This is a genomic window from Pseudomonas sp. C32 (genome assembly GCF_030417915.1).
In the GTDB taxonomy this organism is placed as follows: domain Bacteria; phylum Pseudomonadota; class Gammaproteobacteria; order Pseudomonadales; family Pseudomonadaceae; genus Aquipseudomonas.
Map to the genome: position 1 here is coordinate 67,627 of NZ_JAUHUK010000019.1, position 13,727 is coordinate 81,353.

Genomic DNA, 13,727 nt, shown 5'->3' on the forward strand with positions numbered 1-13,727 from the left:
CTGGATTATTAAGATAAGGGTTATCGGTTATATCGATATGCGATTTACTCTTCGTCAACTACAAGTCTTCGTCGCCGTCGCCCAGCAGGAGAGCGTATCCCGTGCTGCGGGCCTGCTCAACCTCTCGCAATCGGCGGCGAGCACCTCGATCACCGAACTGGAGCGCCAATGCAGCTGCCAGTTGTTCGACCGTGCCGGCAAACGACTGAGCCTCAACGCGCTGGGCAAGCAATTGCTGCCGCAAGCTGTCGCCCTGCTGGACCAGGCCAAGGAAATCGAGGACCTGCTCAATGGCAAATCGGGTTTCGGCTCACTGGCGGTGGGCGCGACGCTGACCATCGGCAACTACCTGGCGACCCTGCTGATCGGCAGCTTCATGCAGCGCCATCCGGAAAGCCAGGTAAAGCTGCACGTGCAGAACACTGCCAATATCGTGCAACAAGTGGCTCACTATGAAATTGATCTGGGTCTAATCGAGGGCGATTGCAGCCACCCGGACATCGAAGTACAGAGCTGGGTCGAAGACGAATTGGTGGTGTTTTGCGCCCCGCAGCATCCGCTGGCCAAGCGTGGCACGGCGACCATGGACGAACTGAGCCACGAAGCATGGATTTTGCGAGAGCAAGGTTCGGGCACGCGGCTGACTTTCGACCAAGCCATGCGCCACCATCGCAGCGCGTTGAATGTCCGCCTGGAGCTGGAGCACACCGAAGCGATCAAGCGCGCGGTGGAGTCTGGTTTGGGGATTGGCTGTATTTCGCGGCTGGCGTTACGCGATGCATTCCGCCGCGGCAGTCTCGTCGCGGTGGAAACGCCGGATCTGGACCTGTCGCGGCAGTTCTACTTCATCTGGCACAAACAGAAATACCAGACCTCGGCGATGCGCGAGTTCCTCGATCTGTGCCGCGCCTTCACCGCCGGGGTCCAGCGCAGCGACGAGATCGTGTTGCCGACCATCGCTTAAAGCAGAATAACGGCCCACACCAGCGCGATCATGCTCAACGCCACGAATTGGGCGGCACTGCCCATGTCCTTGGCATTCTTGGACAGCGGGTGCAATTCAAGGGAAATACGGTCGATGGCCGCTTCCACTGCCGAATTAAGCAACTCGACGATCAACGCCAGCAGACAGACCGCAATCAGCAACGCCTGCTCGACTCGACTGACGTTCAGGAAGAACGACAACGGAATCAGGATGGCATTGAGCAACACCAGTTGCCGAAAAGCGGCTTCACCGGTGAAAGCGGCGCGCAGGCCGTCCAGCGAGTAGCCGGAAGCGTTGAGAATACGTTTAAGGCCGGTCTGGCCTTTGAAAGGTGACATAGAGTAGGCAACTGACTTAGAGAAGTGGGAAAGCTAGATTAACCAAAGTCAAAAAAGCGTGAAGCCGCCAACCATCAATGGCTGGAAATTGACTCAAGTTGTTGCAAGAGCAGCGCGGCCTGGGTACGGGTCCGCACATTCAGCTTACGGAAAATCGCAGTCACGTGCGCCTTGATGGTCGCCTCGGAAACACTCAATTCATAAGCAATCTGTTTGTTCAGCAAGCCTTCGCAAACCATGGTCAGCACCCGGAATTGCTGGGGTGTCAGGCTGGCAAGCCCTTCACTGGCAGCCTTGGCTTCATCGGAAACGCTGACCGCTTCGAACGCCTGCGGAGGCCAGAAAACGTCGCCGTCGAGTACGGCACGCACGGCTTTCTGAATGACCCCAAGATCGCTGGATTTTGGAATAAAACCGCTGGCGCCGAACTCACGGGATTTGACCATGATGGTCGCCTCTTCCTGAGCCGAGACCATGACCACCGGAATCTGTGGGTACTGACCACGCAACAGGACCAGCCCGGAAAAACCGTAGGCGCCCGGCATGTTCAGGTCCAGCAGCACCAGATCCCAATCGGCTTTTTCGGTGAGGCGGGTTTCCAGTTCGGCAATGCTCGCCACCTCCACCAGACGGACATCCGGCCCAAGGCCCAACGTCAGCGCTTGATGCAAGGCACTTCGAAAAAGTGGGTGGTCATCGGCAATCAGGATTTCGTATGTGGCCATTGTTCAAATGATCCTGTTTTTCATGGAAAGCCCGATGCATTCGGGCCTCGCCAAAGCAACGCCAGGCACAGCCACGCAGCTGCACTGACAAGGCACGCTCAACGCCAAAAACGGCGTTGAAAACTCTGGTCGTACCTAATCGGCGCCAAGCATGCCCAGCGAAGCCGGGGTGGTCAAGCAGCATGGCCACTACACTTTATTGCAGTATGCGCGACAATCAGTCCAGCACTGGGGTTGTCGACTGAACATAGGGCATCAACTCGGCATGGGCCGGGGTCGAGACGTTCATTTCAAGCTGATGCTTGGCATCGAGATAATGCTGGCTGAACACGTCGAAATAGGCGTCCAGCGCTGAAGCCGCGTCCGTATCGCCGGCAAGATCAAGGCACAACGCCGCGACTTCCGCCGTACACAGGTGCTCGCTTCGCGTGGACCGGCGCAACCGGTAGCGGGACAGTTTTTCGGGCAGCAGACTGAGTATCGGCAATCCATCGAAATACGGACTTTTTCGGAAAATCTTCCGTGCTTCAGTCCAGGTCGCATCCAACAGGATGAAGAGCGGGCGTTTATCACTGTCAACATCAACGCTGTTGGTCACGCGCTCCGGCGCAACATACTCACCCGGGAACACCAGATAAGGCTGCCATTGCGGATCGGACAATAACGCCAGCAATTGCGGATCGATTTCGGTGCGAGACCAGATGAACGCATGGTTGTCAGCGACCACATCAGCGATCAGCCAACCGGTATTGCTCGGCTTGAACACTTCCTTGTTGGTCATGATCAGGCAAACCCCGGAGCGAGACTGGACCTTGGGGCGCCAGGCACACAGGCAATGGCTGAGGATGACCCGACAGTCGTGGCAACGCGGTGCCCGCCAGCCACGGGCCTGAATCGGCTTGATCCCTTCTTCTTCGCGCTGGTCACGCAGGCGGGCTACGGCGTTGGGGGCATGACTCATCGCAGGCAACACCGGCGGGGAAGGAAAATCGACACGAAAAACACTCGGCAGGGTAAATAGAGTGGGCAGTTTACCAGACCGTTTAGCGCAAGCCTGTACCGTCCGGGCCTGCTCTCCTATAATTCGCCGCCACTGAACGCACAGTCACGTGATAGGTCAAACCACCCATCACCGCCCCAGGAGAGTTTCATGCTGCGCCTTATCGTTCCCACCGCTGCCATTCTGCTGGCGTCGTCCTTCAACGCTCAGGCCGCATCCTTGAGTGAGCAGAATCTGAACAGAGAGCTGCGAAACGTTGCCGCACAAAGCAGCGTCGGCACTCCACGGGCCATCAATGAAGACATTCTCGATCAGGGCTACACCGTCGAAGGCAACACATTGATCAACCACTTGAGCGTACAAAGCAGCCACGCCGACAAGATGCGCGCCGACCCGAAGGCCGTGTACTTCCAGCTTGGCGCTTCTGTCTGCAACAACCCGTCCTACCGCAAGTTGATGGCCAAGGGCGCAGTGATGCGTTACGACTTCACCGAGGTCAAGACCAACCGTGCGGTCGGTTCGGCCAGCTACCAGGAATCGGATTGCCCGAAAGCGGCGCCGAAGAAAAAGTAGTCAATTGGAATTGGCGCGTCGCTGTTCATCCTCGGCGCGCAGTTCTGCCAGCAATGCCTGCAAGTAATGCGATCGATGCTCACTGCTCTGCAAACGTCGGTAGCACTCCTCTTCGAGGCTCAAATGATGGGTCTCGGCTGATGACTTCAGCAATTGATACAGCTGTGTATCAATTTCCAGAATGACTCTGGTCATGGCTTCCCGCCTCCCTGCACGTTCACTCGTATCGAGCGATAAATCCTTGAACCACTTGTGTCGTGCGCCCTGCCGTTGACGCAAAGTTGTCGCGTGACACTTGTAACTTAGTAAACCAGAGTGGCAGACACCCGCCGCGGGTTCAGACGAGCGGTGAAACCACGTTGCAAATAGTCATTAAGCGGTTGCCAGGAAAGACTTTGTGGCGCAATGATCAAGGCAGCGAAAATCACTGCAAGGGTCTAGTTTTCAGAGTGTCCCGTTCACTTTTCGAGACCGGAAAGAGTCCCTCTAACGCAACATGTTGTGCGAACGTTTCTTTCATTCCAGGGAATAACAGAGCCTGTATGGATGACCCGACGTGCCATTCGGGTCGAGTGGATCGCCCAGGCATGGGCCTGGGCAGACAGCGACACATGAAGTGTCGTGGCATCGACGCAGCTTGTCGGGGCCAAAGGTTCTGTGCAGAAGGAGAAGTTGAATGCCTTACCAACCAAATGACCTCCTGAGCCGTCATTTCGAAGAAAGCGGCCACGACCTCATCAGCAAGGTTGAAGAGCAACTCAACCTTGTTTCACCCAACAGCCCGAACATTCCGATTTACCGCGACATGATCCTGACCGTGCTGCGCATGGCCCAGGAAGACCATAACCGCTGGAACGCCAAGATCACCCTGCAAGCCCTGCGCGAACTGGAGCATGCGTTTCGTGTACTCGAACAGTTCAGGGGGCGACGCAAAGTGACTGTTTTCGGTTCGGCACGCACCCCGGTCGAACATCCGTTGTACGCGATGGCCCGAGAGCTTGGCGCCGCCCTGGCACGCTCCGACCTGATGGTCATTACCGGTGCCGGTGGCGGCATCATGGCCGCAGCACATGAAGGAGCCGGCCTGACCCACAGCCTGGGATTCAACATCACCCTGCCCTTCGAACAACACGCCAACCCGACCGTCAACGGCACGACCAACCTGCTGCCCTTCCACTTCTTCTTTACCCGCAAGCTGTTCTTCGTCAAGGAAGCCGATGCGCTGGTGCTGTGTCCCGGAGGTTTCGGCACACTGGATGAAGCGCTGGAAGTGCTGACACTGATCCAGACCGGCAAGAGCCCGCTGGTACCGGTGGTTTTGCTGGACGCACCCGGCGGCAAATTCTGGCAAGGGGCGCTGGACTTCATTCACCAGCAACTGGAGGAAAACAGTTACATCCTGCCAACCGACATGAAGCTGGTCAGACTGGTCTACAGCGTGGAAGAAGCGGTTGATCACATCAATCAGTTCTACAGTAACTTCCACTCCAGCCGCTGGCTCAAGCATCAGTACTTGATTCGCATGAACCACACACTCAGCGAGCGCGCACTCGAACACATGCAGGAAGCGTTTGCCGACCTGTGCCTGAGCGAGCATTTCCATCAGCATGCCTACAACGGCGAAGAACACGACGAAGCGCAGTTCAGTCACCTGGTGCGCCTGGCCTTCAACTTCAATGCTCGTAACCATGGTCGACTGCGTGAACTGGTGGACTACATCAACCTGCCGGAAAACTGGGTACAAACCAAACCCCAGGGGCAAGAACGTACACGGGAGTCATCGAAAGTTACGTGAAGGCATAAAAAAACGGCCCGCTATCAAGTAGCGAGCCGTTTCATTCAATCGTCCATCCCTCGACCGCTGAGTAGGCGGCTGATCATTTCCATGGAATATCCCCGATACGCCAGAAACCTGCCTTGTTTGGCGCGTTCTCGCACGTCTACCGGTATTTCACCGGAAAACTTGCGTCGCCAGGTATCCGTCAGTTGCGCCTGCCAGTCGATACCGCTTTCGCGCAAGGCGAGTTCGATGTCGCTACGTTGCAGGCCGCGCTGGCTCAACTCTTCACGAATACGCAAAGGGCCGTAACCAGAACGGGCGCGGTAGGAAACAAAGCTTTCGAGATAACGGGTTTCGGACAACAGGCCCTCTTCCGTCAAGCGGTCGAGTGCTGTTTCGATCATTTCAGGGAGGGCGCCGCGCTGACGCAGTTTACGCGTCAGCTCGACTCGACCGTGCTCGCGTCGCGCGAGCAGGTCCATTGCGGTTCGCCGCACCGCGACGAGTGTATCCAGTACGGCGGTCATCGCTTCGATCAGATATCAGCGTCAGCCAGATCGACTTCGGTCTCTTTGACCGCAGAGGCTTTAGCGTCTGCTACCGACGAAGGGGACAGCAGCTTGTCACGCAGTTGCTTCTCGAGGGTGGCCGCGATATCCGGGTTATCCGCCAGGTACTTGGCCGAGTTGGCCTTGCCCTGACCGATCTTGGTGCCGTTGTAGGCATACCAGGCACCGGACTTCTCGACGAAACCGTGCAGAACACCCAGGTCGATCATCTCACCGTTGAGATAGATACCCTTGCCGTAAAGAATCTGGAACTCGGCCTGACGGAACGGCGAAGCGACCTTGTTCTTCACAACCTTGACGCGGGTTTCGCTACCGACGACTTCATCACCTTCTTTCACCGCGCCAGTGCGGCGGATGTCCAGACGAACCGATGCATAGAACTTCAGCGCGTTACCACCGGTGGTGGTTTCCGGGCTGCCGAACATCACGCCGATTTTCATACGGATCTGGTTGATGAAGATCACCAGGCAGTTGGCGTTCTTGATGTTACCGGTGATTTTACGCAGCGCCTGGGACATCAGACGGGCTTGCAGGCCCACGTGCATGTCACCCATTTCGCCTTCGATTTCAGCCTTTGGCACCAGGGCGGCCACGGAGTCGACGATGATCACGTCGACCGCGTTGGAACGCACCAGCATGTCGGTGATTTCGAGGGCCTGTTCGCCGGTGTCCGGCTGGGACACCAGCAGGTCGTCGACGTTGACGCCCAGCTTGCCGGCGTATTCAGGGTCGAGGGCGTGTTCGGCGTCGACGAATGCGCAAGTCGCGCCGGCTTTTTGAGCCTGGGCGATCACGGACAAGGTCAGTGTGGTTTTACCGGAAGATTCAGGACCGTAGATTTCAACAATACGGCCTTTTGGCAGACCGCCGATGCCGAGAGCAATGTCCAGCCCCAGAGAGCCAGTGGAAATGGCCGGGATCGCCTGACGGTCCTGATCGCCCATACGCATTACGGCACCCTTGCCGAATTGACGTTCGATCTGACCCAGGGCCGCAGCCAAGGCTTTCTTCTTGTTGTCGTCCATTAAAGTCCTCACGTAATCAATAAGGCCTTACGGCCAACACCTGTATAAGTAGCCAGTATTATTCCACAGCGATTCGGTATCGCCTACCCCTGATTTGAGATTTCTGCCGCGGCATAGCGAAGCAACCCCTCTAGCGCGGCCTTCACCGTTTGTCGGCGGACATCATCACGGTTACCGGGGAAGTGCTGCCTCTCGCTGAACACCTCATCCCCCACGCCCCAGGCCAGCCACACCGTGCCGACCGGCTTGTTCGCCGTTCCACCATCCGGCCCGGCGATGCCACTGACGGCCACGGAAAAATACGCGCTGTTTTTTTTCTGCGCCCCCCGGACCATGGCCTCGACCACTTCACGACTGACCGCCCCGACCGTGGTGAACAACTCCACCGGGACATCGAGTTGCAGGGTTTTCTGTCGGTTGGAGTAGGTGACATAACCGGCCTCGAACCATGCCGAACTCCCCGGTATACGGGTGATTGCCTCAGCAATGCCGCCACCGGTGCAAGACTCGGCCGTGGTGACGTGAGCATTGAGAACCTGCAGGTGTCGGCCGAGTTCAGCGGCCAGTTGGGTGATCTCTTTCACAGTCATCTCCTGATCGGGCGGAATGAGGTTAACCGTACACGAGCAAACCGCACTTGCAAGCTGCAGGGTCAATCAAAATGTGAGGAATCGGAGGCTCTGGCAAAAGGTCTCGCGGGTGATCAATCCGCCGTGTCACGGGATGAACGATCAGGAACACCTATACGCTTGGCGGCCCAACGCTCATAAAGCCCGATAACGACGTCCGTTCCGGCCATTGCGGTCAGACAGCCGCCCGCACAAACGGCCCAGATCGAGACATTCGCGGCGTGCAGCAACATGATCGCAGACACGCCGCAAATCATACTGGAGCCCGACCGCAAGGTCAGGCGACGGACAAGGGGCCAACCCCTCACACCTTCTTTATCGGCACGCCACATTTCACCGGCGACGCCACCAAGAAGTGGCAGAGTGATGACCAGCCAAAGAGGCATATCCAACAACGCATACTGCTCTGCGGTCATTTCGAGCCTCCCTGGATAACCGGTGAAAAATCAGATCTGTCGTCGCCAACTCTCGTCAGACAGGCAACAAGAATATGCACCAATGCATACTCAGTCAATGCGCAAGCGCATATAACCGATAAGCCAATGCTTTCCCCAGACGAAAAAAAACCGCACAAGCGGCGGTTTTATCCAAGCATCTGCACAGGCTAGCGGGCGTACATACCCCACCAGAAAACGTGGCCGAGGATGACGATTGGCTCCTCCTGGATATCCTGAAACGTGTAATCCTCGTCGGGATGCTCATCCCGATTGAAGCTGCGCAGTCGAATCCCGGTCGGCAGGCGGTACAGCTGTTTCACCCGCAATTGACCATTGTGATTGATCGCATACAGGTCGCCGTCAACGATATCGCCAATGCCACACTTGCCGGCATTCACACCGACCGTGGCGCCATCGCGCAGGACAGGCAGCATGCTGTTACCGCGCACCGTCACGCATTTGGCCTGATCGAACTGCACACCGTTATGACGCAGGCTGCGCTTGCCGAAACGCAGACTAGAGCGCTCGCTCTCTTCAATGACGAAGCGTCCGGACCCTGCGGCCAATTCAACCTCACGAAGAAAGGGCACCGATACCTCGTCGTCATCGACCGGGGTGTCGTCGTCCCACAGGCTTATGTCCTTGAGCTCCGAGTGCAGCTGACTGCGCCCGGCAGTGTTGGCCGCCGTGATATCCACCCGCCCCCGCAATTGGTCGGTGCTCACACAAAAATACTCGGCGATCTTCGAGATGTGTTTATCCGACGGATCGACAATCTTCCCGCCGAGAATCCGCGAGAGCGTGGATTGAGGCACGCCGGTGCGACGGTGAAGCTCCGTGGGGGAGATCCCGTGCTGATCGAGCAGCGCTCTCAGGACAGTAGAAACATTGCGTTTTTGCATAAACGAATAGTGCGTGTTCTCTTCAGAGAAGACAAATGCTCAATTGCATAACAATGCATAAAGCCGTTGAAACACACCACAGGGCGTTCGCGCCTGCGTCCGGCAGACCGCCCATGGTAATCTTGCGTCCATTGCGCAAAAGCCGGGCCGATGTCCCTCCTTTGCCCTACACCTTTCAACGAGTTTTCCAGATTACCAATGAATAAAGCCCTCTCCGACCTGTCCTCCCACACCCCGATGATGCAGCAGTACTGGCGCCTGAAGAACCAGCACCCGGACCAGCTGATGTTCTACCGCATGGGTGACTTCTACGAGATCTTCTACGAGGACGCGAAGAAGGCCGCCAAGTTGCTGGACATCACCCTGACCGCCCGTGGGCAGTCGGCAGGTCAGGCGATTCCGATGTGCGGGATTCCTTATCACGCCGCCGAAGGCTACCTGGCGAAACTGGTGAAGCTCGGTGAGTCGGTGGTGATCTGCGAACAAGTCGGCGACCCGGCCACCAGTAAAGGGCCGGTCGAGCGGCAGGTCGTGCGGATCATCACACCGGGGACAGTGAGTGACGAAGCGCTGCTGGATGAACGCCGGGACAACCTGATCGCCGCGGTACTGGGCGATGAGCGCCTGTTCGGTCTGGCAGTGCTGGACATCACCAGCGGCAACTTCAGCGTGCTGGAAATCAAGGGCTGGGAAAACCTGCTGGCAGAGCTGGAGCGGGTCAACCCGGTTGAGTTGTTGATCCCGGACGATTGGCCGAAGGATCTACCAGCGGAAAAACGCCGTGGGGTTCGTCGCCGTGCGCCGTGGGATTTTGAGCGCGATTCGGCGCTGAAAAGTCTTTGTCAGCAATTCTCCACCCAGGACCTCAAAGGTTTTGGCTGCGAAAACCTGACCCTGGCCATCGGTGCCGCCGGTTGCCTGCTGGCTTATGCGAAGGAAACCCAGCGCACCGCCCTGCCGCACTTGCGCAGCCTGCGCCATGAACGCCTGGACGATACGGTGGTGCTGGACGGCGCCAGCCGTCGTAACCTGGAACTCGATACCAACCTGGCGGGCGGTCGCGACAACACGCTGCAATCGGTGGTTGATCGTTGCCAGACGGCCATGGGCAGCCGCCTGCTGACCCGCTGGTTGAATCGCCCACTGCGAGACTTGACCGTTCTGCTGGCTCGTCAGACCTCGATCACGTGCCTGCTCGACCGCTATCGCTTCGAGCAACTGCAACCCCAGCTCAAGGAAATCGGCGATATCGAGCGGATTCTCGCGCGAATCGGCCTGCGCAATGCACGTCCGCGCGACCTTGCACGCCTGCGAGATGCCCTCGGCGCCCTGCCACAACTGCAAGTGGCAATGACCGAGCTCGAGGCGCCGCACCTCCAGCAATTGGCAACCACCACCAGCACCTACCCGGAACTGGCGGCGCTGCTGGAAAAAGCCATCGTCGACAATCCACCGGCGGTCATCCGTGACGGCGGCGTGCTGAAGACCGGTTACGACAGCGAACTCGATGAACTGCAATCGCTCAGCGAAAACGCCGGGCAATTCCTGATCGACCTCGAAGCACGGGAGAAGGCCCGCACTGGCCTGTCCCATCTGAAGGTCGGTTACAACCGCATCCACGGTTACTTCATCGAATTGCCAAGCAAGCAGGCCGAATCAGCACCGGCCGACTATATCCGCCGTCAGACCCTCAAGGGTGCCGAGCGCTTTATCACCCCGGAACTCAAGGCGTTCGAAGACAAGGCGCTGTCCGCCAAGAGTCGTGCCCTGGCCCGCGAAAAGATGCTGTACGAGGCATTGCTCGAAGACTTGATCAGCCAACTTCCACCGCTGCAAGACACGGCTGGCGCGCTGGCTGAGCTGGACGTGCTGAGCAACCTGGCCGAACGCGCGCTGAACCTCGACCTGAACTGCCCGCGCTTCGTCAGCGAGCCGTGCATGCGCATCAGTCAAGGTCGTCACCCAGTGGTTGAGCAGGTATTGACCACGCCGTTCGTGGCCAACGACCTGAGCCTGGACGACAACACGCGCATGCTGGTCATTACCGGTCCGAACATGGGCGGTAAATCCACCTACATGCGCCAGACTGCGCTGATCGTGTTGTTGGCACATATCGGCAGCTTTGTACCGGCCGCCAGTTGCGAACTGTCGCTGGTCGACCGGATCTTCACCCGCATCGGCTCCAGCGATGACCTGGCCGGTGGGCGATCGACCTTCATGGTCGAGATGAGCGAAACCGCGAACATTCTGCACAACGCCACCGAGCGCAGCCTGGTGCTGATGGACGAAGTCGGTCGCGGCACCAGCACCTTCGACGGCCTCTCCCTGGCGTGGGCTGCCGCCGAACGCCTGGCGTATCTGCGCGCTTACACGCTGTTCGCCACCCACTACTTCGAACTGACCGTGTTGCCTGAGGCTCAACCGCTGGTGGCCAACGTGCATCTCAATGCCACCGAGCACAACGAACGCATCGTGTTCCTCCACCACGTATTGCCGGGGCCGGCCAGTCAGAGCTACGGCCTGGCTGTTGCCCAGCTGGCTGGCGTGCCAACTGAAGTGATTGCGCGCGCCCGTGAGCATTTGAGCCGCCTGGAAGATACCGCCCTGCCCCACGAAGCGCCCCAGCCAGCCAAAGGCAAACCGGCCGCGCCGCAGCAAAGCGATCTGTTCGCCAGCCTGCCGCATCCGGTGCTGGACGATCTCGCCAAGCTGGATCTGGACGATATGACGCCCCGTCGTGCTCTCGAAATGCTCTATACACTAAAGACACGGATCTAACGCACACGCTTGCAAGCTGTTAGAATCTCGCGCGGTTTGGGATGCTGTGGGCTATTAGCCTGACCTGCAGACTATCGCTCCCAAACCTGGCGACCCCTACGTGAAGGGGCGCAGCAAGCCGCGCCTGAGGAGAAAATTAGAAATGACCTTCGTCGTCACCGACAACTGCATCAAGTGCAAGTACACCGACTGCGTAGAAGTGTGTCCGGTGGACTGCTTTTACGAAGGCCCGAATTTCCTGGTGATTCACCCGGATGAGTGCATCGACTGCGCACTGTGCGAACCTGAATGCCCGGCTGTGGCCATCTTCTCCGAAGATGAAGTGCCTGCTGGAATGGAACACTTCATTGCGTTGAACACGGAGTTGGCCGAGATCTGGCCGAACATCACTGAACGCAAAGATCCACTGCCAGACTCCGAAGAGTGGGATGGCAAGAAAGACAAGTTCGAACACCTCGAACGCTGATTACCCCCGCGTTCTCTGAAAAGGCCCCACAAGGGCCTTTTTGCTTTTCTGCAGGCAAAAAAAGGGGCGGTTTGACCCGCCCACATTTTTTCCCTATTCCCTGTGTTCCTTTTCATCGTCCTGATGAATCGCATCCTGCGATATCCCTTTCCCTCATCCTTGAAAGACGTGCCTGTCCGTCGGCACACGCTGAATACTAGAGCTTTCTTCACCTGGATCAATCGACCTACTAATGGCGGCGACGACTGCCACATGCAGTTAACTTTTATTTTTATCCTTATAAATCAAGTAGATAAAAATACAACCCACTCAAAATAGTCGCCTGACCAGGTTAAAAAATACGAACACTTACGCAAGAGTAAGCCAGGGCTTACAACGCAAAACAAAAAACCAAAATCAGACTTCGTCAAAAAGCGGGCAATAAAAACCCCGAGCCAGTCGGGGTTTTTTAACGCCATCGCAACGAATGCCTTATTGAAACAGCGATTCGCTCGACAGGCCGTTTTTCTCCAGGATTTCGCGTAGTCGCTTCAATCCTTCCACCTGAATCTGTCTGACCCGTTCCCGGGTCAGGCCAATTTCCAGGCCTACGTCTTCGAGGGTACTGCTTTCATGACCGCGCAGGCCGAAGCGGCGAATGACCACCTCGCGTTGCTTGTCGGTCAGCTCCGAGAGCCATTGATCGATGCTTTGCGACAGGTCATCGTCCTGCAGCAGCTCGCATGGATCGGTAGGTCGGTCGTCGGTAAGGGTGTCCAGCAGGGTTTTATCCGAATCCGGCCCCAGCGAGACATCGACTGAAGATACCCGCTCGTTCAGGCCGAGCATGCGCTTGACCTCTCCCACCGGTTTTTCCAGCAGGTTGGCGATTTCTTCGGGTGAGGGTTCGTGGTCGAGTTTTTGCGTCAGCTCCCGTGCAGCCCGCAGGTACACGTTCAGCTCTTTGACCACATGAATCGGCAACCGGATGGTGCGGGTCTGATTCATGATTGCGCGTTCGATGGTCTGACGAATCCACCAGGTCGCGTAGGTCGAAAAGCGGAAACCGCGCTCGGGGTCGAACTTCTCCACTGCCCGGATCAAGCCGAGGTTGCCCTCTTCAATCAGATCGAGCAGCGACAAGCCACGATTGACATAGCGCCGGGCGATTTTCACCACCAGCCGCAGGTTGCTTTCAATCATGCGTTTGCGCCCGGCCGGATCGCCACTTTGCGACAAGCGCGCAAAATGAACTTCTTCTTCGGGGGATAACAGGGGGGAAAAGCCGATTTCATTGAGATACAGCTGCGTGGCATCAAGCGCCCGCGTGTAGTCAATGTACTTGTGTTGCTTCAACGAAGCGGAGTGTTTGGATTTCGCGCGAACGGAAGGTGGAGCCGCCCCTTCATCATTCGACATCGAATCCGTATCGATAACGGCCTCCATAAGGAGAACCTCATCGTCGATGTCAAACTCCGGCACTTCTTTACTGAGAGCCATTGTTATAGTCCTTTGGTGAGTTCGACCTCAAGCTCAAGCGA

15 protein-coding genes are annotated in these 13,727 nt (G+C 57.4%); 5 read left to right on the plus strand and 10 right to left on the minus strand.

Annotation, left to right across the window (positions count from 1 at the left end):
- Window positions 1-37: 37 nt before the first annotated feature.
- Window positions 38-964 carry a LysR family transcriptional regulator gene (locus QYH43_RS20845; protein ID WP_095152030.1) on the plus strand — a complete coding sequence of 309 codons (927 nt, stop codon included), beginning with the start codon at window positions 38-40 and terminating at the stop codon, window positions 962-964.
- Here QYH43_RS20845 and QYH43_RS20850 read toward each other — a convergent pair.
- The 3 genes from QYH43_RS20850 to QYH43_RS20860 form a co-directional block, all read right to left on the minus strand.
- Entirely contained in the window at window positions 961-1,323 is a 363-nt protein-coding gene (locus QYH43_RS20850; RefSeq protein WP_007907286.1) for a diacylglycerol kinase, read from the minus strand. The genes QYH43_RS20845 and QYH43_RS20850 overlap by 4 nt on opposite strands.
- 74 nt (window positions 1,324-1,397) lie before the next feature.
- Entirely contained in the window at window positions 1,398-2,048 is a 651-nt protein-coding gene (gene erdR / locus QYH43_RS20855; protein WP_095058885.1) for a response regulator transcription factor ErdR, read from the minus strand.
- A 217-nt stretch (window positions 2,049-2,265) separates the two neighbouring features.
- Window positions 2,266-3,009: a tRNA-uridine aminocarboxypropyltransferase gene (locus QYH43_RS20860; protein WP_095152029.1), complete on the minus strand. Its 744-nt coding sequence runs from the start codon at window positions 3,007-3,009 to the stop codon at window positions 2,266-2,268.
- A 189-nt stretch (window positions 3,010-3,198) separates the two neighbouring features.
- On the opposite strand from QYH43_RS20860, the gene QYH43_RS20865 reads away from it, so the two are divergent.
- Window positions 3,199-3,621: a PA3611 family quorum-sensing-regulated virulence factor gene (locus tag QYH43_RS20865; RefSeq protein WP_095152028.1), complete on the plus strand. Its 423-nt coding sequence runs from the start codon at window positions 3,199-3,201 to the stop codon at window positions 3,619-3,621.
- Here the strand turns inward: QYH43_RS20865 and QYH43_RS20870 are convergent, their stop codons facing one another.
- Entirely contained in the window at window positions 3,622-3,816 is a 195-nt protein-coding gene (locus tag QYH43_RS20870) for a hypothetical protein (RefSeq protein WP_095152027.1), read from the minus strand.
- A gap of 481 nt (window positions 3,817-4,297) precedes the next feature.
- Between QYH43_RS20870 and QYH43_RS20875 the strand changes: the two genes are divergently transcribed.
- Entirely contained in the window at window positions 4,298-5,416 is a 1,119-nt protein-coding gene (locus QYH43_RS20875; protein WP_095152026.1) for a TIGR00730 family Rossman fold protein, read from the plus strand.
- A 44-nt stretch (window positions 5,417-5,460) separates the two neighbouring features.
- On the opposite strand, the gene recX is transcribed toward QYH43_RS20875, so the two are convergent.
- The 5 genes from recX to QYH43_RS20900 all read right to left on the minus strand — a co-directional run bounded on the left by recX (window position 5,461) and on the right by QYH43_RS20900 (window position 8,963).
- Window positions 5,461-5,928 carry a recombination regulator RecX gene (gene recX, locus QYH43_RS20880; RefSeq protein ID WP_095152025.1) on the minus strand — a complete coding sequence of 156 codons (468 nt, stop codon included), beginning with the start codon at window positions 5,926-5,928 and terminating at the stop codon, window positions 5,461-5,463.
- Window positions 5,929-5,936: 8 nt separating this feature from the next.
- Entirely contained in the window at window positions 5,937-6,995 is a 1,059-nt protein-coding gene (gene recA / locus QYH43_RS20885) for a recombinase RecA (protein WP_095058891.1), read from the minus strand.
- Between the two features lie 83 nt (window positions 6,996-7,078).
- Window positions 7,079-7,579, minus strand: coding sequence for a CinA family protein (locus tag QYH43_RS20890; protein WP_095058892.1), 501 nt, complete (start codon window positions 7,577-7,579; stop codon window positions 7,079-7,081).
- 119 nt (window positions 7,580-7,698) lie between these two features.
- Window positions 7,699-8,040: a phage holin family protein gene (locus QYH43_RS20895; RefSeq protein ID WP_095152024.1), complete on the minus strand. Its 342-nt coding sequence runs from the start codon at window positions 8,038-8,040 to the stop codon at window positions 7,699-7,701.
- A gap of 188 nt (window positions 8,041-8,228) precedes the next feature.
- On the minus strand, window positions 8,229-8,963 hold the full coding sequence (locus QYH43_RS20900; protein ID WP_095152023.1) for an XRE family transcriptional regulator: 735 nt from the start codon (window positions 8,961-8,963) through the stop codon (window positions 8,229-8,231).
- 198 nt (window positions 8,964-9,161) lie between these two features.
- Between QYH43_RS20900 and mutS the strand changes: the two genes are divergently transcribed.
- Together mutS and fdxA are read left to right on the plus strand one after the other, a co-directional pair.
- Window positions 9,162-11,741: a DNA mismatch repair protein MutS gene (mutS, locus tag QYH43_RS20905; protein ID WP_095058895.1), complete on the plus strand. Its 2,580-nt coding sequence runs from the start codon at window positions 9,162-9,164 to the stop codon at window positions 11,739-11,741.
- 142 nt (window positions 11,742-11,883) lie between these two features.
- Window positions 11,884-12,207, plus strand: a complete 324-nt coding sequence (gene fdxA, locus QYH43_RS20910; RefSeq protein WP_095152022.1) for a ferredoxin FdxA — start codon at window positions 11,884-11,886, stop codon at window positions 12,205-12,207.
- A 471-nt stretch (window positions 12,208-12,678) separates the two neighbouring features.
- Here the strand turns inward: fdxA and rpoS are convergent, their stop codons facing one another.
- Window positions 12,679-13,686 carry an RNA polymerase sigma factor RpoS gene (rpoS, locus tag QYH43_RS20915; protein ID WP_095058897.1) on the minus strand — a complete coding sequence of 336 codons (1,008 nt, stop codon included), beginning with the start codon at window positions 13,684-13,686 and terminating at the stop codon, window positions 12,679-12,681.
- Window positions 13,687-13,727 lie beyond the last annotated feature (41 nt).